This is a genomic window from Pantoea sp. SGAir0175 (genome assembly GCF_043547855.1).
Map to the genome: position 1 here is coordinate 4041372 of NZ_CP028081.1, position 24185 is coordinate 4065556.

Sequence of the window (24185 nt, forward strand, 5' to 3'; positions counted from 1 at the left end):
CTTTCCTTACGTTGAAGAAGCAGGCGCGGCGCGGCGCGTGCAAAGTAATAACAAGTTCTGTCCTTCGTCGAGCAACTGCTGCGGCAGAGGATCGGGTAATGCCAGCTGACACTGGGTTTCGCCGTTCCAGCGCACATCCATGCTGGCACCGGCCTCAATGCCACTCAGCCATACCAGGCCGTCATCATCCAGAATGCCCACTTCGCGTCCGTTACTCTGGACGCTGGCACCAAAGGGCGGCCAGCTACCATCTTCCAGCCGGATGGCGGCCATGGCTTTGATACCTTTAATCACACCAAAACGCCGGTAACCGATGGCACCTTCGGTCAGGGTGATCTGGGTTACCGGGCGCGACGCTTCCACGTTGTCGGCCAGTCCGGTGACATCGATACTGGCGGTGTTGCGGTAGTAGCTGTTCACATCCGAAATCACCGCTTTGCCAAAGAAATTGGTATACGTGTTACTGCCACCACCGTTGACCGGTACGCCGGACACGCCATCGGTATCGACCATCAGACGCGTGCTGCCGGGCATGCCCAGCCGGTGCAGCGCCGCGCCCTGCGGCGTGAGCGTTAAACCGCCCTGCAGTGACAGGCTGGCGCTGCGGTACTGTCCCTGCTGCGCGCTGGCGCTGGCCGTCATGCTGGTCAGACTGCCCTGATGACTGTAAAACCCGCTGAACGACTGACGGCGATCGTTATTGAGACCGGCGCTCAGGCTGTAGCTGTTGTTACTGTCCAGCCGGTCATAAAAACTGGCCGAGTGGGTGGTTTGCTTACCGCTGGTTTGCTGGCTGTAGCTCAGGCTACTGTCACCGCCAATCGGCATACTGAAGTTGAGGTAAACGCTGTCATCGTTTTTGCCGTTATATTGCGTCCGGTTGAGCGACAGACTTAAACTCAGATTCTTAAACCGGCCGACATCAAAGTAGCGCGAAGTGGAAAAGCTCCAGCGATCCAGCGGGGCACGATCCCAATAGGTCTGATGGCTGTAGCTGAGGTAACTACTCAGGTTCAGGCTGCGAAAGTGCTTGTTGAGCGTAATGGTGTAGAGCTCTTTGCTGTTAGAAACCTGCTGGTTGCGATAACGCGCGTCGAGATACTGCGGCAGACTCATAAAGTTGCGCTGCGAAAAGCGGTAGCCGGCAAACGTCACCTGACCATCAAGTTCCTCGAAGCGTTTGGAATAGCTCAGGCGATAAGAGCCGCCGCTTTTGTTGCCCTGCTGCGGTAAGCCAGCCTGTGACTGGGTGGCATCAAATGAAATGGCGCCCAGCAACAGCAGATCGCGCCCCAGACCCATCGATAACGCTTTGTAATTGCCTGCGGCCAGCCCGCCGCCGTACATCGACCAGCCGTTACTGATCCCCCAGGAGAATTCGCCGGTGGCAAACGTAGGGCCCTGCGTTTTGTGCTCTTCGCTGCCTGGTTTGCCGCTGGCGAATTTGTAACGCACGCGGCCCGGACGGGTCAGATACGGGATGGTGGCGGTATCGACGCTAAAGGTCTGCACGCTGCCGTCCTGCTCCTCGACGCGCACGTCAAGCTGGCCGGAGACGGCATCATTGAGATCCTGAATACGAAATGGACCGGCAGCCACCTGCGATTCATAAATCACCCGTCCCTGCTGGCTAATGGTGACTTTGGCGTTGGTTTTGGCGATACCGGTTACTTCCGGCGCATAGCCACGCAGGTTGGGCGGCAGCATGTTGTCATCGCTGGTGATCGCCGCACCAAGATAGCGAAAGCTGTCAAACATGCCGGAATCGAGATAGTTCTCGCCCAGCGTGGCTTTCGCCTGGAGAGAAGGCAGCGGCCGATAGGCGTAAAAGCGTGTCCAGGTGAATTCCTGGCGATGGCTGCCCGTGCCACGATTTTGCTGCATCTGCCAGTCCGCACGCAGGCGCCAGGCACCGGCGTTAACGCCACCGGTGCCGTTGCCGCTTACACTCTGGCTTTTAGCGCCGTATTGCGCACGCGTAGTGGAGGCAAACAGGTTGTAATCCATTAACAGGCCCGGGACGCCGTTATCCCAGCGCGACGGCGGTTCCCAGTTGGCGGCGCTGTACTCCAGCCATGCTTGTGGAATGGTGATGTTGAGGCGAGATTCACCCAGATTGCCGCGCACCTGCATGCCGGAGATGGAATCCACCGCCAGACACTGGCCGTCCTGCAGCCACGACGCGTTTTTCAGCACTTCCGGTTTCAGCGCCAGTTTATCCACCATTTCGGGTGTCAGGCAGGGCAGACTTTCATTCGGCGCGTTTTCGGGCGCATAGTAGCGCACCAGCATTTCCGGAATCTGTGTCTGGTTGACGCGCAGCTCCATCATGTATTCGCCCGGCATGATGTAGCCAGCCTGAGCAAACTGCGACAGATCGATGTTTTGCCGATCGTTGAGATCAAGGATATCGGTGTTGAATGAGACCGCACCGGCAGCGAAGAGCGGAGCACTGTAGCCAAGGGCTAACATTAACGCCACGCTGAGCGGCGTCAGCCTGATACGCTGCCTGCGCGCACATGAGGCTGGCGCAGTTAATGAAGCCTTTTTCATGGCAAGCGGTGTCCGTAAACCGTGAAAGATCAGTTGTAATTAATGTGAAAACGAATCGCGGCGGCGTAACTCCCGCTGTGCAGTTGCTGCTGGTTGCTGACCAGCGTGAGCCGATAACGCAGGTCGTGCTGCTGCGTCAGATGCTGATCGATCGGCTGCGCCTCACCGGGAGCAATGGTGTTGCCCTGCGTATCCGTAATCATCAGCTCTACCCCTTTGGCATCGCCATACACAGCAAAACGCTGCTGACCCGGCGGGCCATCGTGGTCAAAGGTGATAGAAAAGGTGCGTGCCACGCCTCCCGACGCGCTGTACTCCACCGGACAATTGACCAGCTGGATAGAGAAGGGAAAACCCGGCCCTTTACCGTCACGTTGCAGGCGCGCCAGCGGCAGCACCCCCATCGCGATGGTTTGTTCAGCATCATCGACCTTAATGGCGCAGGCACCCTGATGAATGGCGCCGCGTAACGCAACGCGGCCGCGGTCGATCAACTGTTCGGCGCGGCAGTCATTGATGAAAAGCACCGATGCCGAAACTATCGCCGCAGGCATAAAACGACTCATCGCCGCAGTTCCTTAAGCGAAAAGATAGAGTGGCGGGCAAGGAAGCCCGCCAGTCTCTGACCATTACTGATAGTTCAGTGCGAAGTCAGCCACGCTCTGGAATTCGCCCGGGACGATAGTCTCAGAAGCGCCGCCACCCTGCAGGAAGGCTGCGAAGGAGAGCTGGTTGTTGCCGTCCATCAGTTTTTGCGCTGGTGTTGCGGTACCCAGTTCAATTTCGGTATCGCCGAAGTTGATGCCGATCGCCGCGCCTGATGCAGTACCGGTGATAGCCAGTTTGCCCGGGATAACCTGAGAGCCAGTACCGGCAAAGGTCACGGTCACTTCTTTTTTGGTTGCGGTGTCGCAGTTTTCCAGTTTGATCTGGAATGGACGCGGTGTAGAACGGCCACCGTCTTTCAGCGCCAGGTTGGAAATCTGACCCAGCTCAACCGTCTGATCGACTGAACCTGGTTCGATGGAGCATGGCGCATCAACAATCGCACCTTTAAACGTCACAGTACCGTTACCTTCACCTGCTGCCATTGCAGAACCCGCCACCAGAGACATAGACAGACCTAAAGCCACAACGATTTTGTTCATGTTCATTTGCTGATTTCCATTTAGGTGAATAAAACAAGGAGCGCGTTCTGCGTCGGTCTTATTCAATTTGCTGTGTATAGAAAAATTTAATTACTTATATTTTTCCTGATGGCCGTCCACATCATTTTTGTGGTTGTCGTCCTCAAGTGGTGCCAACGATAGAGATCAATTTTGCCCTGCGCAACGGTATTTTCGTTATATATGATCAAAAACAACACTCACAAATCCATTATGTTTTAACGGTTATTAAAGGCATTAAAATCAATGAATTGACACAATTCACAGCTTTGCATCAGTGTTTTAATGATTTTAATCAAGGGAAAAACCCTGCCCGTTCACAAGCTGGCGATAATTACCGCAGGTCAATTCACGCAGTAGCTATTTTTTCGCCAGATTAAAACGTTATTTATCTCTGCATTCACAACCTTGATATTTTTATCGCCTGAAAACATCGGTAAATAACAATAAACGCGGTTGTCAAAGGCCTGGCACCCTGCTGTGCGTTTACACCTATCATGCCGGGAGCACCCTCGCTATAATTCGAAGAACATTTCCTGAATGAGTAGAAGCTTATGATCCGCAGTATGACCGCATACGCCCGCCGTGAAGCCAAAGGCAGCTGGGGCAGCGCCGCCTGGGAACTGCGTTCCGTCAACCAGCGTTATCTCGAAACCTATATCCGCCTGCCGGAGCAGTTTCGCAGTCTGGAGCCGGTGATCCGCGAACGCATCCGCAACCGCCTGACGCGCGGCAAAATCGAGTGCAACCTGCGCTTCGACGCCGATGCCAGCGCCCAGGGTGAGCTGCAGCTGAATGAGTCGCTGGCTAAACAGCTGGTGCAGGCGGCGAACTGGGTGAAGATGCAGAGTGATGAAGGCGCAATTAACCCGCTGGATATTCTGCGCTGGCCGGGCGTGATGACCGCGCAGGAGCAGGATCTGGATGCCATCAACGCGGAACTGCTGGCGGCGCTGGATGGTGCGCTGGACGATTTCATCATTGCGCGTGAAAGTGAAGGCAACGCGCTGAAAGCGCTGATCGAACAGCGGCTGCAGGGCGTGACCGATCAGGTCAGCAAAGTGCGTGCACAGATGCCGGAAGTGCTGAAATGGCAGCGCGAGCGTCTGGTGAGCAAGCTGGAAGAAGCTGAGGTTCAGCTGGAGAATAATCGCCTTGAGCAGGAACTGGTGATGATGGCCCAGCGTATTGATGTAGCCGAAGAGCTGGATCGCCTCGATGCGCACGTAAAAGAGACTTACAACATTCTGAAGAAGAAAGAAGCCGTCGGCCGCCGCCTCGACTTTATGATGCAGGAGTTCAACCGCGAGTCGAACACGCTGGCATCGAAATCGATCAATGCGGACATCACCGCCTCAGCGATTGAGCTTAAGGTGCTGATCGAACAGATGCGCGAGCAGATTCAGAACATCGAGTAACTCTTATCTCTGTAAAGCCCTGCTCAGGGCTTTATCTTTCCTTGCTAACCGCAGCCATTACGCCGGTTTATATAGTGCCTGGTGGCTGGATGGCACGGTTCTTACGGCCTGCCGCAGGTATGCGGTGAGATTTTGCTGCACACCGTAGCCATAGGGTAAGCCTGGTTGAGCTATAGCGCTTCCGCATAGACACAATAGTGTCTGATCATGGCTTTTTTTAGGGCAAAAAGGACATTACTGTGTCTGAAACTGGCTTGCAGAAGCTGCCAGCCGATGCAGTAGACCAATATTTAATTTTCGCAATGTAAGGATTATTGCCTGAATGATGAACAACTGTGTCTGTTACTGACCGAAAATGACATATAAATTTAGTCAGCCAATCCACCAACCTATTGTTTTTAAGCAGTTTAAACCCAATCCGATTTCACTCTCACGCCAGTTAGTGCACGATCCATCAATCATCTGAATCCTGAAGATTGCAGAGTTTACATATCTTATACGGCACTATTTGCTAAAGTGCCGGTCGTAATAACTACAGTTGTACCGCACCGGGAACCATGGACCGACTTCTTCGCGCGTTACATTCACTCCTGACATGAAGGCGCTATGAAGAAAACCGGGCAGTTCTGTTCCAAACTTTTGCATCCCCGCTACTGGTTTACCTGGTTCGGGCTGGCAGTGCTCTGGCTGCTGGTGCAGCTCCCCTATCCAATGTTGATCCGGCTGGGTGCGACAGCGGGCCGGTTATCACGCCACTTCCTGAAGCGGCGCGAACGCATCACGCGGCGTAACATCGAACTCTGCTTCCCGCACATTAATGAAGACGAGAAAGAGATGATGATTGCCGGCAATTTTGAGTCGCTGGGCATGGCGCTGGCAGAAACCGGCATCGCCTGGTTCTGGTCCGATGCGCGCGTGCGACAGCTGTTTCAGGTGCACGGCATCGCCAATCTTCAGCTGGCGCAGAGCCAGCAGCGCGGCGTAATGGTAATTGGCGTGCACTTTATGTCGCTGGAGCTGGGTGGCCGTATCACCGGACTGTGCCAGCCGATGATGGCGATGTATCGCCCGCACAATAATCAGGCGATGGAGTGGGCGCAGACCAAAGGGCGCATGCGATCCAATAAAGCAATGATTGATCGACGCGATCTGCGCGGCATGGTTCAGGCGCTGAAACAGGGCGAAGCCGTCTGGTTCGCGCCGGATCAGGACTACGGCCCGAAAGGCAGCGTGTTTGCTCCGCTGTTCGCAGTCGAGAAAGCGGCCACCACCAATGGCACCTTTGTGCTGTCGCGGCTGGCGAAACCGGCGATGCTGACCATCGTGCTGATTCGTAATGCGCGCAAAGACGGCTATCAGCTGATCATTCAGCCGCAGCTGGAAAACTACCCGCATGATGATGAAGCGGCCGCCGCGGCGTACATGAATCGGGTGATTGAGAAAGAAATTCTGCGCGCGCCTGAGCAATATCTATGGCTGCATCGCCGCTTTAAAACCCGTCCGCCAGGCGAAGCTTCACTTTACGTCTAACCGGCGCTCGTGAATGATAGTCCGCACCAAGACATAACCTGCGGACTATTATAATGGAACACTCTGAGACAGCAGGCTGGCTGCGACCGCTGCACGCCGACCGGCTTACGCCCTACCTGGAAGTTGATGCTGCGCGCCTGCAGCGTAACCTGCAACTGATGCAACAGAAAGCCGATGCCGCCGGCGTCGCGCTGCGTCCCCACATCAAAACCCATAAAAGCGTCTGGATCGCTGAACAGCAGCGCCAGCTGGGTGCGCGCGGCATTACTGTGTCGAAACCGAGCGAAGGCGTGGCTTTTGTGCACGGCGGGGCACGCGATGTACTGCTGGCTTATCCCGTGGTGCACGCCGCCGCGCTGACCGAACTGCTGCAGCTGGCGGCACAGCATCAGGCGCGCATTACCTGCATCGCAGATTGCGCGTCGGGCGTGAGCGCCATTGTCGCCGCCCATCAACAGCAGCCGGACTGCGCGCTGGCGATCGCCATTAAAGTGGATGTGGGTCTGCATCGCGTTGGCGTCGATCCGCATAGCGATAGCGCGCTGACGCTGGCGCAGCAGATTGTCGCCAGCGGATTGCCCTTCGCCGGGCTGATCTCGCATGCGGGTCATGCGTACGCTGCGGGTCATGCCACGGCGATAGCTGAGGTGGCGCAGCAGGAGATCGCGCTGATGCGTGACCTGCAACGGCGGCTGCTGGATGCCGGTTTTGCCCCTTGTCCCGTCTCGGTTGGCTCCACGCCCACGGCGCTGGCGGCACCGGTAGCCGCCGGCAGCGATGAAATTCGCCCCGGTAATTATGCCCTGCTGGATCTCACCGCCTGGCGTCTGGGCTTGTGTGAGGCGGATGCGCTGGCGTTAACAGTCGTGACGCGCGTGGTGGCCGTTAATCCTTATTACGCCATCATTGATGCCGGATCCAAAATGCTGAGCTCGGACAAAGGCCCGCACGGCACCAATGCCAGCGGTTTCGGCATCGCGGTGGACGAGCATGGCCATCAGTACGAAGTGCAGAAGTTGTCGGAAGAACACGGCTTTTTAACCTATGGCGAACATGCGCCTGCAGTTGGCGCTCTGCTGCGCATCTTCCCTAACCACAGCTGTGCGGTGGTAGCGCAATCCGATCGCTTCGTGCTGCGTCAGGCCGACGGCAGCGCCGAACTGCATGACATTCAGGGCCGCGGTCGTTTTATCTGACAGAAAACGCTGTTGCAGCACACTTCCGTCACCGGGCCGTTTGCAGTCCGGTGACCTTCAGTTAAGGTGACAGGCGATGTTTCAGGTTTAATTTGTCGTTTACCTGCCCCGCGGAGGCTCCATGCTGCCATCTCAGACAGTGACGCTCACCATTCCCCGTAACTGGTTAGATCTGTACGAAACCATCTGGAAACCTGAATGTTTTGCAAAGTGGGCCAGCGGCCTGAGCAGCAGCACGCTGACGCAGGAAGGCCAGTACTGGAAAGCGAAAGGCCCGGAAGGCACAGTGAAGATTCGTTTCACTCCCTATAACCCGTTTGGCGTGATGGATCACTGGATTGACACCGGCAGCGGTAAAGAGATTTATATGCCGATGCGGGTCATTGCCAACGAGCAGGGTGCCGAAGTCGTCATGGTGGTTTATCGTCAGCCGCTGATGTCTGATGAGAAGTTCGCCGGGGATGTTGCCTGGGTAAAACGCGATCTCGAGCGCCTCCTGCATCTGTTAACCCATTAGAATCAATGCATTATCCCACCAGCCGCCCTTTATCCTGCGCTGGACGCAATCGCTAAAAAGCGGCATTTTTTTCGCGCAGCGGTGTTTAACTGTTTCACCGCGCGCAAAGCGCATTTTCGCACCATTCACCAGTCTGGCTAAAGCGTCATAACCGGGAAAATTCCTGGTCGTGCCGGACTGGCGAGAGCTGAGTGCTTCTGATTTATCTCTGTTTTTTCCTGTGCACTGACTTGTTCAACTTTGCAGCGCCATAAAAGGTGGAAAAGGACTAATAAATTGTAAAGACCAGAACTTATATATTCACATCCATATTCTGAAACCATTTATTCCTGCAGTCGATTTATAGGAGTTTTCTTATGGTGTTAATTTAAATAAAACACGGTATAACTCCTTCACACACAGCAGTACTTAATAATAAAAACAGCAGGGACATAACATGGATCGCTCAACCTATCCTTTGTTATCTGAAAAAGAATTTGTTGAGATTGCCAGACGGATACTGGCCGGGAAATATAATAATGCAAAAGGATTTTATAACGATCTCGCGGATTTCCTCCTGACCGGAGGAGATACCGCGCAGACGCCACAACAATTACGCGCCAGGGGCATCATTTTATTATCAGAGCATCACTTAATTAACAGCATCGCGACGTGGCCGGTACTGAAAGGTATCTCAGGACTGCGACAGGAAGCGCTGCATTGATGTGATCTGTACTCTGGGCCGCCGCCCGGGTGAACCCTTAATTGCACTGGTACATGTACCATAATGAGCAGAGTATGGCGATACGCGAAAGAAATCTGGCCAGCGCCAAATGGTCAGTGTTGTCATCCATAAAAATCGTTGGCATTGGGGTATTACAACTTTCACTGCTGGCGCAAATCCTGCAGGCAAATGAGCTCAATTTGCTCGCGATTGCCGTAGTGATCTTATTAGTGATTGATACACTAGCCGATCGCGGCTTCGGTAACGCACTTATTCGCTATCAAAGTTTAAATAACAGCGAACTCTCGACGCTTTACTGGGGTAATGTATTAAGCGGTCTATTTATTTTTGCCGCGCTGTTTATCGGCAGTGACATTTACAGCCGAGTAATGGGACAGCCGGAACTGGCAATTATGCTGGAGATGATTTCCGTCATCTTTATTATTATTCCGCAGGGGCAGCACTATCGCGCCATCCTGCAACGGGAAAAACAATTTACGCGCATTGCCTTTACGGAAACGTCTTCCGTGCTGGCAGGGCTGGCGGTCACGCTGTTTACCGTGTGGCTGACGCCGTCAGTGCTGTGCGCCATCTGGGGTTACCTGGCGATGGTTTCCATCAGAATGCTGATCTACTGCTACTACGGACGTCCCTGGTTCCAGCCGGAGTACCGTTTTAGCCTGAAAGCTTTCGCCGCAGTGCGAGCAAGAAACGGATAATAACAACAAGTCTGTATGGTGGGCTCTGGGCATCTGCAAGATGCGTTCGCGTGCTGGTTACCAGCACGCTTTTTTCTTTTTATGCTTCCAGTAACTCTTCCAGCGAATGATAAGCCAGCTCGCTCAGCTTGCCATTGCGGTGCAGGCGCAGCCATCCCACCAGCATGCGCAGCTCGTCAATCACCATAAACAGATCGGCCATATCGTTTTTGCTTTTCACCTGCAGGCGGGTAAGCGCATTTAGCTTGTGTGCATTCACCGTTTTATGGCTGATACCGAGCCGGTTACCAATCTGCTCCGTGTTGTAGCCCCACGCCATCATCAGCAGCACCCGTAGCTGCCGGTCCGGTAGCAGAATGTCAGCCCCCTCCTGCAACTGCGGTATCCCGCCGGCGATACAGGCCAGCAGGCAACGACACAGCGCGGTGTGTGAGGATTTTAAATCGAGGACGCTGAGTCCGGGCAGATAACGACTGAGGGCGTGCATCATCGGCAACAGGCGTCGCGTCAGTACCAGCACCTGCATAGCCGGAAACTGCTGCTGCAGCGCATACAGCACTTTGAAGGTGCCACTCAGCGGCATATTTTCGTGAAAGATAAACACCAGCAAGCGGGGTCGCAGCTTTTCACACTGCGAGATGACGGTACTGAGCGACCAGAGCTCATGCGCCCGGCAGCCTACCGGTAATGCCGTCAGCAGGCTTTCCAGCCCGAGTGCCGCCAGCTTATCGGAGGAGTAGTAGAGGATGTCTTCGCTGTGTTTTTTCATGCCTGTCCAGAGTTGCTGCACGTCGCGCCCGTAAATGATGAGCCTGAATGAGCAGGCATTAATCAGGTACGACACATCATCGGCGAAACTTAAATCAGGGTCGTTCCGCCGTCTCGCATCATTTTTATTGATGCGAAAACACCGGCTGACAACTGCAGTTCCTCTGTAACAAGCCCATCAGCAGGCTCGCCATCAGCATGGCTAATCCGAAAACATTTTTTTAGAAAATCTCAGTGGTCTACACTCTGGGAAATCTTTAGCCTTGCCGCCAGTTTACTGGAGTGCTCTATGTTATTAACCGTCCTGTACATCATTGGTATTACCGCCGAAGCAATGACCGGTGCGCTGGCGGCAGGCCGACGCAAAATGGACCTGTTCGGCGTCATTATTATTGCGTCGGTCACGGCGATTGGCGGCGGCTCGGTGCGCGATATTCTGCTGGGCCATTATCCGCTCGGCTGGGTGAAACACCCGGAATACATCATGATCGTCGCGGCGGCGGCCGTGGTCACCACCTTTGTCGCGCCGCTGATGAATCATCTGCGTAAAGTGTTTCTGGTGCTGGATGCGCTGGGTCTGGTGGTGTTCTCGATTATCGGCGCACAGGTTGCGCTGGATTCCGGCCATGCGGCGATCATCGCCGCCATCGCCGCAGTCATAACCGGCGTTTTTGGCGGCGTGCTGCGCGATATGTTCTGCAACCGCATTCCGCTGGTGTTCCAGAAAGAGCTGTACGCCGGCATCGCTTTTGCCTCCGGCTGGATGTATATCCTGCTGCTGAAAACACCGCTGGCACATGAAGTGGTGGTGATCATCACGCTACTGTTCGGCTTCTTCGCCCGCCTGCTGGCGCTGCGCTTCCGCCTCGGTCTGCCGATTTTCAACTACCCCCACCCCGAGCACTGACGGCTGCGCCGGGATATTCTGCTGCTGCAGAAAGTGAATCAGTGACTGCAGACGCGCATCCTGCAGCATCGTCACCAATCGCTGTGCCAGGATGTTGCCGATACCCGGCAGCTGCTGCCAGCTGTCGGCTGAACGCGCCAGCAGCTGCGACCACTGCGTATCGGGCAACGCCTGGAGTGCCGTGCGCGGCAGCGGTAAGCCCAGCGCGCTGATCCAGCGGCGCAGCGGCTGCTGGCGCGTCAGGTTAAAGCGATGCCAGATCTGCCGGGCGCGTACGGTGGAGATGCCCTGCGCCTGCGCAATCTGCTCTGGCGTGAGCGTCAGCCAGGAGAACAGGTGGCTGATGCTGCCGCCGTCCAGCAGGCGCTGCCAGCTACTGCGCTGCATGCCAGCAATATCCAGCACCGACTTGTGACTCAGCCAGCTGAGACGCGACAGAAACTGCGCGCGGCACCCTGGGCTGAAGTGCAGGCAGCTCAGTGGATTGAATGCGTCGTCCTGCGGCGGCGGCGGATAGTCGCGCTGCGCCACGCGCCAGATCACCCGTTCCAGCCGCGGAATACCCAACCCGGCCAGCGACAGCGTGACCTGATCGCCGGCGATCACATCCCACTGCTTCCAGCGACGCAGCGAGCCCAGATTGACCCGCCGGACGGTTTTATCCTCCAGCTGCACCGGCTGCAGGTTCAGCACCACGGCAATTTTGCCGGTACGTCCGACGTTGAAATCCACCGACAGCACTTCGCTGCTGACTTCGGCAGGCTGATATTTCCACGCGGCCGACCAGCTGCCCTGCCCGGGCTGCCAGTCGCGTCCGACGCGCTGCGGTGACTGGTGAATTACTACACCATCGGTGACAAAAGGCAGCGGCTGGCGATACCAGCGCTCACGCCAGGCCGCGACCTCCTCCTCATTGCTGACCTGGCGGCTCCACTGCTGCGTCAGGGCAAAGCCCCACTGCGTAAGCTGCGCCAGCCGCGCCTGCATCATCGGCGGCCCATCCGGCCATGCCCAGATAAACACGCCAATGCGCGACAGCAGCGGACTGGCTTCGCGCCGCATCATGGCGCCCGCCACCTGGGCGCGCGCATTCTGACCGCCGTCGCGCGCCTGATGGTGATCGGTCATCGTCAGAAACAGTTCGCCCTGCAACACCACTTCCGCACGGTCGGTCGCGATATGCTGCGGGATCGCCGCAATGTGCTGCGCTTTCGCCAGCCACTGTTCACCGCGCAGTCCGTCGCCCCGGCTGATCAGGCCCGCCAGTTCGCCGTGGCGATACACCAGCGTCACCGCCACGCCATCGACTTTCGGCTGCACCCACAGTGCCGGTTTATCCTGCATCCAGTAGGCCACCGCCAGCTTGTCACGCAGCTTGCGCACGCCGGTATGCGCCACCGGGTGCAGCGTGCTGCCGTCAGTGCTGAGCTGTGCCGTATAGCCGGGCAACGCCGGCGTGAAGCAGCGCTGCCACTGCTGTAAGCGCTGCTGCAGGCTGTCGTAATCGGCATCGCTTACCTGGCTTTGCCCCTGACGGTAGTAGGTATCATCCCAGTGGCGCAGCTGGTTGTGCAGCACGCCCATCTCCTGTTCAGCGCGCACCGGTGACCAGTTGGGACAAACCGCCATCCCATTCGCACATCCCGCCAGCAACATCGCCCCCAGCCATCTCCATCCTTTCATCGTCGCCTCCTTTTTTGCTGATTGCAGCGTGCCGCGGTGAGTGACACCAGCGTTAAAAAGCCGATTGTGGAGCGAGACTGACGGGTTTTTGTGCGAATTGCAGAAAGTTGCGCTGCCGCTGGAGGGCGCGCACAGAAAAAGAATTGCCGCGTGCGGGCGGCAAACGCTGCGTGCTGCGCTTAAGCCGTGTATACTGTGCAGGAAATCGACTCCGCTCTTTACTCAATTCAAGATAACCATGGCTCAAGGCACGCTCTATATTGTTTCCGCCCCCAGCGGCGCAGGTAAATCCAGCCTGATTCAGGCGCTGTTAAAGACACAACCGCTGTACGATACGCAGGTGTCTGTTTCTCATACCACCCGCGGCGTGCGCCCCGGCGAAGCGCATGGTGAACACTACTTTTTCGTCTCAAAGCCTGAATTCGAACGCATGATCGCCGAGGATGCTTTCCTTGAGCATGCGGAAGTGTTTGGCAATTATTACGGCACCTCACGCGCGGCGATTGAGCAGGTGCTGGCGACCGGCGTTGACGTGTTTCTCGACATTGACTGGCAGGGCGCGCAGCAGATTCGCCAGAGAATGCCGGCCGCCCGCAGTATCTTTGTTCTGCCGCCGTCCACCGAAGAGCTGGATCGCCGCCTGCGCGGCCGCGGTCAGGACAGCGAAGAGGTGATCGCCCGCCGCATGGCGCAGGCAGTGGCAGAAATGAGCCACTATGCCGAATACGATTATTTGATTGTTAATGATGATTTCGATCTGGCGCTGTCGGATCTGAAAACCATTATTCGCGCAGAACGTCTGCGTATGGGTCGCCAGAAAGCGCGACATGATGCTTTAATCAGCAAACTATTGGCAGTCTGAAGTCACTTTCAGTATTATGCCCAGTCATTTCTTCATCATCTGTGGAGTAGCACACCTATGGCACGCGTAACCGTTCAGGACGCAGTAGAGAAAGTTGGTAACCGTTTTGACCTGGTGTTGGTCGCTGCACGTCGTGCACGTCAGATGCAGGTAGGCGGCAAAGATCCGCTGGTTCCGGAAGAGAACGATAAAGCCACCGTTATCGCCCTGCGCGAAATCGAAGAAGGCCTGATCACCAACCAGATTCTGGATGTCCGTGATCGTCAGGAACAGCAAGAGCAGGAAGCCGCTGAGTTACAAGCCGTTACCGCTATCGCTGAAGGTCGTCGTTAACAGCACTCTGCAGGTCAACCTTGTATCTGTTTGAAAGCCTCAATCAGCTGATTGAAAAATACTTGCCTGAGGAGCAAATCAAGCGCCTCAAGCAAGCTTACCTTGTCGCACGTGATGCCCACGAGGGCCAGACACGCTCCAGCGGCGAACCCTATATCACCCATCCCGTTGCGGTTGCCTGCATTCTGGCCGAGATGAAGCTCGACCACGAAACGCTGATGGCGGCGCTGCTGCATGATGTGATTGAGGATACGCCCGCCACCTATCAGGACATGGAACAGCTGTTCGGAAAAAGCGTGGCCGAGCTGGTAGAAGGCGTTTCCAAGCTCGATAAGCTGAAATTCCGCGACAAGAAAGAAGCGCAGGCTGAAAACTTCCGCAAAATGATCATGGCGATGGTGCAGGACATTCGCGTCATCCTGATCAAACTGGCTGACCGCACGCACAACATGCGCACGCTGGGTGCGCTGCGTCCGGATAAAAAACGGCGCATCGCGCTGGAAACGCTGGAGATTTACAGTCCTCTGGCGCACCGCCTCGGTATTCATCACCTGAAAACGGAACTGGAAGAGCTCGGCTTTGAAGCGCTCTATCCAAACCGTTTCCGCGTGATTAAAGAGGTAGTGAAAGCGGCGCGCGGTAACCGTAAAGAGATGATTCAGAAGATCCTGTCGGAAATCGACGGGCGTCTGCAGGAAGCCGGCATTCCGTGCCGCGTCAGCGGACGTGAAAAGCATCTCTATTCGATCTACCGCAAAATGCACCTGAAAGAGCAGCGATTTCACTCGATCATGGATATTTATGCCTTTCGCGTCATCGTGAAAGACCTCGATACCTGCTATCGCGTGCTCGGTCAGATGCACAGCCTGTACAAACCGCGTCCCGGACGCGTGAAAGATTACATCGCCATTCCCAAAGCCAACGGCTATCAGTCACTGCACACCTCGATGATCGGCCCGCACGGCGTGCCGGTTGAGGTGCAAATCCGTACCGAAGATATGGATCAGATGGCGGAGATGGGGGTGGCGGCCCACTGGGCTTATAAAGAAGCCGGCGAAAGCGGTACCACCGCGCAAATTCGCGCCCAGCGCTGGCTGCAAAGCCTGCTGGAACTGCAGCAGAGCGCTGGCAGCTCGTTTGAATTCATCGAGAGCGTAAAATCCGATCTGTTCCCGGATGAGATCTACGTGTTTACGCCGGAAGGCCGTATCGTCGAACTGCCCGCTGGCGCCACGCCGGTGGATTTCGCCTATGCGGTGCACACCGATATCGGCCACGCCTGCGTCGGTGCGCGCGTCGATCGCCAGCCGTATCCGCTGTCGCAGGCGCTGACCAGCGGCCAGACGATTGAAATCATTACCGCACCTGGCGCCCGGCCAAATGCCGCGTGGCTCAACTTTGTGGTGAGCTCAAAAGCGCGTGCCAAAATTCGCCAGCTGCTGAAAAACCTCAAGCGCGAAGATTCCGTTAACCTCGGTCGTCGTCTTTTGAGCCACGCGCTCGGCGGCAGCAAAAAACTGGCCGAGATTCCGGCGGAGAATATTCAGCAGGAACTGGAGCGTATGAAGCTCTCCAGCATCGACGATCTGCTGGCGGAGATTGGCCTTGGCAATGCCATGAGCGTAGTGGTGGCGAAGAACCTGCTGCAATCCGGCAGCGAACCGTCATCTGGCAGCAGTAAGCGCAGCAAAAAGCTGCCAATCAAGGGCGCTGATGGCGTACTGATCACTTTCGCCAAGTGCTGCCGTCCGATTCCTGGCGACCCGATTGTCGCGCACGTCAGCCCCGGTAAAGGTCTGGTGGTGCATCACGAATCCTGCCGTAACATTCGCGGCTACCAGAAAGAACCGGAAAAATTCATGCCGGTTGAATGGGATAAAGTGACCGATCAGGAGTTTGTCGCCGAGATTAAGGTGGATATGTTTAACCACCAGGGCGCGCTGGCCAACCTGACCGCGGCAATCAATACCGCAGGTTCGAATATTCAAAGCCTCAATACCGAAGAGCGTGACGGCCGCGTTTACAGCGCCTTCATCCGCCTCACCGCGAACGATCGCGTCCATCTGGCCAATATCATGCGTAAAATCCGCGTGATGCCGGACGTGATTAAAGTTCACCGTAACCGTAATTAGTGCATGAACGCTCAACGTTTTGCTCGTATCCAGGAGATGCTGGCCATGCGCCAGCACGATCTCACCGTCTGCATGGAGCAGGTGCATAAGCCGCACAATGTCTCTGCGGTGATCCGCACCGCCGACGCCGTCGGCATCCACGAAGTGCACGCGGTATGGCCCAGCGTGCGTATGCGCACCATGGTGTCCGCGTCGGCGGGCAGTAACAGTTGGGTGAAGGTGAAAACCCATCGCCACATTGCTGATGCGGTGCGCCATCTGAAAGATCGCGGCATGCAGGTGCTGGCGACCCATCTGTCAGACAAAGCAGTCGATTTCCGTGAGATCGATTACACCAAACCGACCTGTATTTTGATGGGCCAGGAGAAAACCGGCATCACTGCTGAAGCGCTGGCGCTGGCCGATCGCGATATCATCATTCCGATGGTCGGTATGGTGCAGTCGCTGAATGTCTCCGTGGCCTCCGCACTGATTCTGTATGAAGCCCAGCGCCAGCGGCAAAACGCCGGCATGTATCGCCGCCAGCACAGCCTGCTGGACGAGGATGAGCAGCAGCGCCTGCTGTTTGAGGGCGGTTATCCGGTGCTGGCGCGCGTAGCGAAGCAGAAAGGCCTGCCCTATCCGCACATCAACGCGCAGGGCGAAGTCGAAGCCGATGCCGCCTGGTGGTCCACCATGCAAGCGACGGGTAAAAAATGAAAGGCCGTCTGCTGGATGCCATTCCGCTCAGTACCCTGACCGGCGTCGGCGCCAGCCAGGCGGGTAAGCTGGCGAAACTCGGCCTGTTTACCATTCAGGATCTGCTGCTGCATCTGCCGCTGCGCTACGAAGACCGCACCCAGCTGTACAAAATTAACGATCTGCTGCCCGGCATCTGGGCGACAGTGGAAGGTGAAGTGCTGCACAGCGAAATCACCTTTGGCCGCCGCCGCATGCTGGTATGCCAGATCAGCGACGGCAGCGGCGTGCTGACCATGCGCTTCTTCAATTTCAACGCCGGCATGAAAAACAGCCTGGCGCCGGGCCGTCGCGTCACCGCTTATGGCGAGATCAAACGCGGTCAGCGCGGCGCCGAAATCATTCATCCGGAGTATCGCGTCCAGGGCGAGCTGGGTGGCGTTGAGCTGCAGGAAACCCTGACGCCGGTCTATCCCACCACCGAAGGTATTCGCCAGGCCACGCTGCGCAATCTCACCGATCAGGCACTGACGCTGCTGGAGAGCTGCCCGATTGCCGAGCTGCTGCCGCCGGAATTGAGCGGCGGTCTGATCAGCCTGCCGGAGGCGCTGCGCACCCTGCACCGGCCGCCGCCGGACCTGCGCCTGAGCGAGCTGGAAACCGGCCGTCATCCGGCGCAGAAGCGTCTGATCCTCGAAGAGCTGCTGGCGCACAATCTCAGCATGCTGGCGGTACGCGCCGGCGCGCAGCGCCATCACGCCCTGCCCATGCCGGCACGCCACGAACTGGTGGATAAACTGCTGGCCGCGCTGCCATTCTCCCCCACCGCGGCGCAGCGGCGCGTGGTTGCAGAGATTGAGCGCGATCTGGCGCACGACTTCCCGATGATGCGCCTGGTGCAGGGTGATGTCGGCTCCGGTAAAACGCTGGTGGCTGCGCTGGCGGCGCTGAACGTAATCGCCCACGGCAAGCAGGTAGCGCTGATGGCGCCGACCGAACTGCTGGCTGAACAGCACGCCAGTAATTTCCGCCAGTGGTTTGCGCCGCTTGGCGTGGAAGTTGGCTGGCTGGCCGGAAAACAGAAAGGGAAAGCGCGCGAAGCGCAGCAGGAGGCGATTGCCAGCGGTCAGGTGGCGATGGTGGTGGGCACGCACGCGCTGTTCCAGGAACAGGTGAAATTCAACGGTATGGCGCTGGTGATCATTGATGAGCAGCACCGTTTCGGCGTGCATCAGCGGCTGGCGCTGTGGGAAAAAGGCGAAGAGCAGGGTTTCCATCCACATCAGCTGATCATGACCGCCACCCCGATTCCGCGCACCCTGGCGATGACGGCCTACGCCGATCTCGATACCTCAACCATTGACGAGCTGCCGCCGGGCCGTACGCCGGTGACCACGGTGGCAATTCCCGATACCCGCCGCAGCGACATCATCACCCGGGTGCAAAGCGCCTGCCACGAGGGCCGTCAGGCCTATTGGGTGTGTACGCTGATCGATGAATCCGACGTGCTGGAAGCGCAGGCGGCGGAAGCCACCTGGCAGGAGCTGAAAGTGGCGCTGCCGGACCTGCAGGTCGGTCTGGTACACGGGCGTATGAAGCCGGCAGAGAAGCAGGCGGTGATGGCGGCGTTCAAGGCCAACGAAATCCAGCTGCTGGTGGCCACCACGGTGATTGAGGTCGGCGTGGATGTGCCCAACGCCAGCCTGATGATCATCGAAAACCCGGAACGACTTGGTCTGGCGCAGCTGCATCAGCTGCGCGGACGCGTTGGCCGCGGTGCCGTCGCCTCACACTGCGTGCTGCTGTACAAAGCGCCGCTGAGTAAAACCGCGCAGAAACGCCTGCAGGTGCTGCGCGACAGTAACGACGGTTTTGTCATCGCCCAGCACGATCTGGAAATTCGCGGTCCGGGTGAATTGCTCGGCACGCGCCAGACCGGCAACGCCGAGTTTAAAGTTGCCGATTTACTGCGCGATCAAAGCATGATTCCGGAAGTTCAGCGCGTGGCGCGCCATATCCACCAGCATTATCCTGAACAGGCTCAGGCGCTGATCGAGCGCTGGCTGCCGGAAACCGAGCGCTACAGCCACGCTTAATCCAGCTGCGGCTGTCGATCCACCGCCATAAAATCCCCGACGAAGCGCTGTAACAGGCGCGTTAACTCAGCGCGCTCTTCGGCTGGCCAGCCAGCGAACAGCTGCTGATAGATCTGGGTGCGCGCCGCGTCGATTTTATCCGTCATCGCTTTTCCCGCCGCCGTGATCACCGCCTCATTGACCCGCTTGTCTCTGACATTTTTCTGCCGCTGCGCCAGCCCCAGCTCTTCCAGCTTCGCCACCTGGCGGCTGACGGTGGTGTAATCGCGCCCGGCGCGATCGGCCAGCTCGACCACGCCGAGGGGACCAAAGCGGCCAATCTGGATCAATAGCGGAAACAGGGCACGATCCAGCTGGATACCGGACTCTTTTATTAATAATTCATCGCGTTGCGGACGATTAAAGGTGCCGACGATCATTAGCAGCGCGTTGTGCAAATCATCGAAACCGGCATTATTACGTGTATTTTGCACGCTTTTCATTGACGTCATCCCAGAGCAGGCCTAATGTGTGCATATTACACATATTATCCGATGAACTGAAGGTGAAACATGAAAGCAGCTATTGTCAGTGCCGCAGGTGAGAAACCGGTATGGGCCGATTTCCCGGCACCGCAGGCCGATGAACAGCATGTGGTGGTGACGGTGAAGGCCGCCGCCATCAGCCAGCTGGCGAAAGCGCGAGCTGCCGGCGCCCATTACAGCGCCGATAGCCACTATCCGTTTATCGCCGGTATTGATGGCACCGGCACGCTGAGCAACGGCGATCCGGTCTATTTTCTCGCCTTTAGCGCACCGTGGGGCAGTATGGCGCAGCAGACCCGGGTGCCGGCTGCGGCGGTGGTTGCGCTGCCGCCGACGCTTGATCCGCTGCTGGCTGCGGCAATCGCCAATCCCGGCATGTCCTCGTGGGCCGCACTGACGCGTCGCGCGCAGTTTCAGGCAGGTGAAACCGTGCTGATCAACGGCGCAACCGGCACCTCCGGCGGGCTGGCGGTGCGCATTGCGCGTCACCTCGGTGCCGGGAAAATCATCGCCACCGGCCGTAACCGCGCGGTGCTGGAGCAGCTGCGCACGCAGGGCGCGGATATCATCCTGACGCTGGATGAACTGCCCGGCGCGCTGCCAGCGCTGATGCAGCAGGGCATTGATGTGGTGCTGGATTATCTGTGGGGCCAGAGTGCGCTCGACATCATGCATGCGGCCGTGGCCGGCGGTGAGAAAACGGTGCGCTTCGTGCAGATTGGCTCGCTCAGCGGGCAGGAGATCGCACTGCACAGTAAACTGCTGCGCTCATCCGGGCTGACGCTGATGGGCAGCGGACTGGGCAGCGTCTCTGACAGCGAACTGATCGCCTGTATTGGTGAGATGCTGAACGCCGCCGCTGAAAGTGACTTCTCCATCGCTTTTCAGCAGCGTCCGCTGAGTGAGGTAGAGCAGGCGTGGCAGCAGGATGACAGCCGCTGCCGCACCGTGTTTACGCTCTAGATCAATCGCAACTAAAAGGGGTATTGCAAACGATTGCTTTCACAACGCAACCGTTTAAAATCGCCCCTTTGTTGTTATTGAGAAGCCACCATGTCCGTCAATACTGCTGAATCCCGCCAGCCTGCCACTGCGCCAGGCGAGAGCAAAAGTGAACTGATTTACCGTCTTGAAGATCGTCCGCCGCTGCCGCAAACGCTGTTTGCTGCCTGCCAGCATCTGCTGGCGATGTTTGTGGCGGTGATTACCCCGGCACTGCTGATCTGCCAGGCGCTCGGCTTACCGGCGCAGGACACGCAGCACATCATCAGCATGTCGCTGTTTGCTTCGGGCGTGGCGTCCATTCTGCAAATTAAAACCTGGGGACCGGTGGGCTCTGGCCTGCTGTCGATTCAGGGCACCAGCTTTAACTTTGTCACGCCGCTGATCATGGGCGGTATGGCGCTGAAAAACGGCGGCGCCGATGTGCCAACCATGATGGCGGCGCTGTTTGGTACCCTGATGGTGGCTTCCTGTACCGAGATGCTGCTGTCACGCGTGCTGCACCTCGCACGCCGCATCATCACGCCGCTGGTGTCCGGCATTGTGGTGATGATTATCGGTCTGTCGCTGATTCAGGTCGGCCTGACCTCGATTGGCGGTGGCTTCGCCGCCATGAACGATCACAGCTTTGGGGCGCCGAAAAATCTGCTGCTGGCCGGTGCCGTGCTGGTGGTTATCATCCTGCTCAACCGCCAGCGCAACCCTTATCTGCGCGTCGCGTCGCTGGTGATCGCCATGGCGGTGGGTTATGCGCTGGCCTGGGCGCTGGATATGCTGCCCGCTACCTCTGCACCAACCAACCAGGCGCTGCTGGCCGTGCCATCGCCGCTCTATTACGGCCTGGGTTTTGACTGGAATCTGCTGATCCCGCTGATGCTGGTGTTTATGGTGACCTCGCTGGAAACCATCGGCGATATTACCGCCACCTCCGATGTCTCCGAACAGCCGGTCAGCGGTCCGCTGTATATGAAGCGTCTGAAAGGCGGCGTGCTGGCCAATGGTCTCAACTCGTTTGTGTCGGCGCTGTTCAACACCTTCCCTAACTCCTGCTTTGGTCAGAACAACGGGGTGATTCAGCTGACCGGCGTGGCCAGCCGCTACGTGGGCTTTGTGGTGGCGCTGATGCTGATCGTACTCGGCCTGTTCCCGGCGGTGAGCGGCTTTGTGCAGCATATTCCGGAACCGGTACTGGGCGGTGCCACCATCGTGATGTTTGGTACCATTGCCGCTTCTGGCGTGCGTATCGTGTCGCGCGAGCCGCTCAATCGCCGCGCCATTATGATCATCGCGCTGTCGCTGGCGGTGGGCCTCGGCGTATCGCAACAGCCGCTGATTCTGCAATTTGCCCCGGACTGGCTGAAAACCCTGCTGTCATCCGGCATCGCCGCCGGGGGTATCACCGCTATCGTGCTTAACCTCGTCTTTCCGCAGGAAAAGTAATGCTGCTGGCAGGCTACGGCCTGCCTGTTATTTATCCGCTTTTTCATCCAGGCTGTTGAGCTGTAACGGTAATTCAGGCATAACAACCACTCACCGGATAAATATCGGGATGGATGGATGCGATGAAATTTTTAGGCAAGTTTTTCCTTACCTTGTTACTGCTGATTCTGCTGGCGCTGGTGGTTCTCTATGTGCTGCTGCAAACCCAGTGGGGCGCAGGCTGGTTTAGCCGTTGGGTAAGCGATAAAACCGCCTGGCATTTGTCGTTGAGTAAGATTGAGCACAACTTCTCCTCGCCTTCCCACATCATCCTGGATGACTTCAGCTTCGGCCACGACGGCCAGCCGGCGGTGCTGGTGGCGAAGCGCGTCGATCTCGGTCTGGCACTGGTGCAGTTCAGCGATCCGCTGCATTTCGACAGCATTGAAGTGCGCGACGGCGACATCAACCTCGCTAACCAGTCACCACAAACCACGCTGCCGATTCAGGCCAACCGGCTGCAGCTCAATAATGTGCAGATCGAAAGCCCGCACAGCGCCCTGCCGCTGGCGGCGCAGCGGGTCAACGGCGGCATTGTGCCGTGGAAGCCCACGCCTGACGATATGCTGGGCAGCGATGCGCAGTTCCAGATGAGCGCAGGTGCCATGACGCTGGACGGCGTCGCCGGTAACAACGTGCTGCTGCAGGGCAATATCGCCAAACGCCGGCTGGTGCTGAGCAATATCGGCGCCGATCTGGCGCGCGGCTCAATGACCGGACGTGCCGAGCGCGACGCGCAGGGTAACTGGCAAATCAACCAGCTGCGTCTTAACGATATTCGCCTGCAAACCCAGCAGAGCCTGAGCGAGTTCCTCAGTCCGCTGCGTGACGTGCCTTCGGTGAGCATTAACCGGTTGGATATGACCGATGCGCGCCTGCAGGGCCCGGACTGGGCGGTGACCGATCTCGATCTGACCCTGAAGAACATCACGCTGCGCGGCGATGACTGGCAGAGCGACGACGGTTCGCTGGCCATGAACGCCGGCAACTTTATTAACGGCAGCTTTGAACTCAACGATCCGATCGTCAACGCCGAATTCTCACCGCAGGGCATTCAGCTGACGCAGTTCAGCTCCCGCTGGGTCAACGGCGTGATTCGCGCCAGCGGCAGCTGGACGCGCAGCGATAAGCGCCTGACGCTTGACGATTTAGCCATTGCCGGCCTGGAATACACGCTGCCGCAAAACTGGCGCGATCGCTGGCAGCAGACGCTGCCGGGCTGGCTGGATAGCGTGCTGGTGAAGCGTGCGACCGCTAACCGTAACCTGGTGATTGATATTAATCCGGCCTTCCCGTTCCAGATGACCGCGCTCGACGGTAATGCAGAGAATCTGCTGCTGGCGCGCCAGCATCAATGGGGCATCTGGGCGGGCAAAGCCAGCTTTAACGCGGCGGAAGCCACCTTTAACCGCACCGATTTGCGCCATCCGTCGATTAGCCTGAACGCCAGCGATCGGCAGATTGAGGTCAGCGAGATGAGCGCCTTCAACGGTAGCGGATTACTGGAAGGCACGGCAACCGCAGGACAGGAAGCACAGCGTCCGTTTACGCTGAACCTGAAAGGCCAGGCGGTACCGGCAAACGTGCTGCAAAACTGGGGCTGGCCTGCGCTGCCGCTGAGCGGCAGCAGTAATTTGCAGCTGCAGCTGAAGGGCTCGCTTAGCGCGGGCGCCCCGCTGCGTGCCAGCGCAGAAGGCAGTTTGTCGGTGACGACGGATACGCAGTCGCTGCAGCAGACGATGCGTGGCGGGCAGGTGCAGTGATGATTGCATGACCGATCGCGCTGAAAAGCGCGATGCGGGCGCGTCAGGCCATCACAAATCGCACAATATTTGTAGCGGCGCGATTTATCGCGCAATAAATTGCGCCGCTACCAAAAATGCAACTGTTGTTGAATGCATTTGAATCTTAGCTGGCAA

General features: G+C 57.5%; 22 protein-coding genes. 16 read left to right on the top strand and 6 right to left on the bottom strand.

All coding sequences use genetic code 11. The features are described 5' to 3' along the window. Nucleotides 1-6: 6 nt before the first annotated feature. The 3 genes from C1N56_RS18880 to C1N56_RS18890 form a co-directional block, all read right to left on the bottom strand. On the bottom strand, nucleotides 7-2553 hold the full coding sequence (locus C1N56_RS18880) for an outer membrane usher protein (RefSeq protein ID WP_215480741.1): 2547 nt from the start codon (nucleotides 2551-2553) through the stop codon (nucleotides 7-9). A gap of 29 nt (nucleotides 2554-2582) precedes the next feature. Beyond that, nucleotides 2583-3119 carry a fimbrial protein gene (locus C1N56_RS18885; protein WP_021507094.1) on the bottom strand — a complete coding sequence of 179 codons (537 nt, stop codon included), beginning with the start codon at nucleotides 3117-3119 and terminating at the stop codon, nucleotides 2583-2585. Nucleotides 3120-3182: 63 nt separating this feature from the next. Continuing rightward, nucleotides 3183-3707: a fimbrial protein gene (locus C1N56_RS18890; RefSeq protein WP_021507095.1), complete on the bottom strand. Its 525-nt coding sequence runs from the start codon at nucleotides 3705-3707 to the stop codon at nucleotides 3183-3185. 140 nt (nucleotides 3708-3847) lie between these two features. On the opposite strand from C1N56_RS18890, the gene C1N56_RS18895 reads away from it, so the two are divergent. From C1N56_RS18895 to C1N56_RS18925, 7 genes are all read left to right on the top strand, one after another. Next, the gene (locus C1N56_RS18895; RefSeq protein WP_349844101.1) at nucleotides 3848-4099 is read left to right on the top strand and encodes a hypothetical protein; all 252 of its coding nucleotides are present in this window, start codon (nucleotides 3848-3850) and stop codon (nucleotides 4097-4099) included. 174 nt (nucleotides 4100-4273) lie between these two features. Continuing rightward, complete coding sequence (locus C1N56_RS18900; protein WP_394516967.1) at nucleotides 4274-5137, top strand: YicC/YloC family endoribonuclease; 864 nt, start codon at nucleotides 4274-4276, stop codon at nucleotides 5135-5137. A 606-nt stretch (nucleotides 5138-5743) separates the two neighbouring features. Continuing rightward, complete coding sequence (gene lpxP, locus C1N56_RS18905; RefSeq protein WP_394516968.1) at nucleotides 5744-6667, top strand: kdo(2)-lipid IV(A) palmitoleoyltransferase; 924 nt, start codon at nucleotides 5744-5746, stop codon at nucleotides 6665-6667. 53 nt (nucleotides 6668-6720) lie between these two features. Continuing rightward, nucleotides 6721-7863 carry an alanine racemase gene (locus C1N56_RS18910; RefSeq protein ID WP_394516969.1) on the top strand — a complete coding sequence of 381 codons (1143 nt, stop codon included), beginning with the start codon at nucleotides 6721-6723 and terminating at the stop codon, nucleotides 7861-7863. Nucleotides 7864-7984: 121 nt separating this feature from the next. After that, nucleotides 7985-8380 (top strand): hypothetical protein, encoded by a 396-nt coding sequence (locus C1N56_RS18915; RefSeq protein WP_021507099.1) that lies wholly within the window; start codon nucleotides 7985-7987, stop codon nucleotides 8378-8380. A gap of 436 nt (nucleotides 8381-8816) precedes the next feature. Next, nucleotides 8817-9083 carry a hypothetical protein gene (locus C1N56_RS18920; protein WP_058771008.1) on the top strand — a complete coding sequence of 89 codons (267 nt, stop codon included), beginning with the start codon at nucleotides 8817-8819 and terminating at the stop codon, nucleotides 9081-9083. Between the two features lie 74 nt (nucleotides 9084-9157). After that, nucleotides 9158-9802 carry an oligosaccharide flippase family protein gene (locus C1N56_RS18925; RefSeq protein ID WP_021507100.1) on the top strand — a complete coding sequence of 215 codons (645 nt, stop codon included), beginning with the start codon at nucleotides 9158-9160 and terminating at the stop codon, nucleotides 9800-9802. Between the two features lie 79 nt (nucleotides 9803-9881). Here C1N56_RS18925 and C1N56_RS18930 read toward each other — a convergent pair whose 3' ends face one another. Continuing rightward, nucleotides 9882-10571: a response regulator transcription factor gene (locus tag C1N56_RS18930; RefSeq protein ID WP_394516970.1), complete on the bottom strand. Its 690-nt coding sequence runs from the start codon at nucleotides 10569-10571 to the stop codon at nucleotides 9882-9884. Nucleotides 10572-10859: 288 nt separating this feature from the next. On the opposite strand from C1N56_RS18930, the gene C1N56_RS18935 reads away from it, so the two are divergent. Further along, a complete protein-coding gene (locus tag C1N56_RS18935) occupies nucleotides 10860-11477 on the top strand; it encodes a trimeric intracellular cation channel family protein (protein ID WP_031279636.1) in 618 nt (205 codons plus the stop codon). Here the strand turns inward: C1N56_RS18935 and ligB are convergent. Then, the gene (ligB, locus tag C1N56_RS18940; protein WP_394516971.1) at nucleotides 11391-13160 is read right to left on the bottom strand and encodes an NAD-dependent DNA ligase LigB; all 1770 of its coding nucleotides are present in this window, start codon (nucleotides 13158-13160) and stop codon (nucleotides 11391-11393) included. The genes C1N56_RS18935 and ligB overlap by 87 nt on opposite strands. Before the next feature lie 238 nt (nucleotides 13161-13398). Here ligB and gmk point away from each other — a divergent pair, with 238 nt between their 5' ends. From gmk to recG, 5 genes are read left to right on the top strand one after another with little or no spacing between them, the layout of a single operon-like run. Further along, nucleotides 13399-14022 carry a guanylate kinase gene (gene gmk, locus C1N56_RS18945; protein ID WP_021507104.1) on the top strand — a complete coding sequence of 208 codons (624 nt, stop codon included), beginning with the start codon at nucleotides 13399-13401 and terminating at the stop codon, nucleotides 14020-14022. Nucleotides 14023-14079: 57 nt separating this feature from the next. Further along, nucleotides 14080-14355, top strand: a complete 276-nt coding sequence (rpoZ, locus tag C1N56_RS18950; RefSeq protein ID WP_021314198.1) for a DNA-directed RNA polymerase subunit omega — start codon at nucleotides 14080-14082, stop codon at nucleotides 14353-14355. Between the two features lie 20 nt (nucleotides 14356-14375). Further along, entirely contained in the window at nucleotides 14376-16487 is a 2112-nt protein-coding gene (spoT, locus tag C1N56_RS18955; protein WP_021507105.1) for a bifunctional GTP diphosphokinase/guanosine-3',5'-bis pyrophosphate 3'-pyrophosphohydrolase, read from the top strand. A 3-nt stretch (nucleotides 16488-16490) separates the two neighbouring features. Further along, nucleotides 16491-17186, top strand: coding sequence for a tRNA (guanosine(18)-2'-O)-methyltransferase TrmH (gene trmH / locus C1N56_RS18960; protein WP_031279638.1), 696 nt, complete (start codon nucleotides 16491-16493; stop codon nucleotides 17184-17186). Then, the gene (recG, locus tag C1N56_RS18965; RefSeq protein WP_059011671.1) at nucleotides 17183-19261 is read left to right on the top strand and encodes an ATP-dependent DNA helicase RecG; all 2079 of its coding nucleotides are present in this window, start codon (nucleotides 17183-17185) and stop codon (nucleotides 19259-19261) included. The genes trmH and recG overlap by 4 nt, the downstream gene beginning before the upstream one ends. Here recG and C1N56_RS18970 read toward each other — a convergent pair. Further along, the gene (locus C1N56_RS18970; protein ID WP_058775457.1) at nucleotides 19258-19743 is read right to left on the bottom strand and encodes a MarR family winged helix-turn-helix transcriptional regulator; all 486 of its coding nucleotides are present in this window, start codon (nucleotides 19741-19743) and stop codon (nucleotides 19258-19260) included. The two genes, recG and C1N56_RS18970, sit on opposite strands and share 4 nt — an antisense overlap. 69 nt (nucleotides 19744-19812) lie before the next feature. Between C1N56_RS18970 and C1N56_RS18975 the strand changes: the two genes are divergently transcribed. The 3 genes from C1N56_RS18975 to C1N56_RS18985 all read left to right on the top strand — a co-directional run bounded on the left by C1N56_RS18975 (nucleotide 19813) and on the right by C1N56_RS18985 (nucleotide 24029). Next, nucleotides 19813-20748, top strand: a complete 936-nt coding sequence (locus C1N56_RS18975) for a quinone oxidoreductase family protein (RefSeq protein WP_394516972.1) — start codon at nucleotides 19813-19815, stop codon at nucleotides 20746-20748. A gap of 90 nt (nucleotides 20749-20838) precedes the next feature. Then, a complete protein-coding gene (locus tag C1N56_RS18980) occupies nucleotides 20839-22227 on the top strand; it encodes a nucleobase:cation symporter-2 family protein (protein ID WP_021507110.1) in 1389 nt (462 codons plus the stop codon). Nucleotides 22228-22349: 122 nt separating this feature from the next. Beyond that, entirely contained in the window at nucleotides 22350-24029 is a 1680-nt protein-coding gene (locus C1N56_RS18985; RefSeq protein WP_058780493.1) for an AsmA family protein, read from the top strand. The last annotated feature ends 156 nt before the right edge of the window (nucleotides 24030-24185 follow it).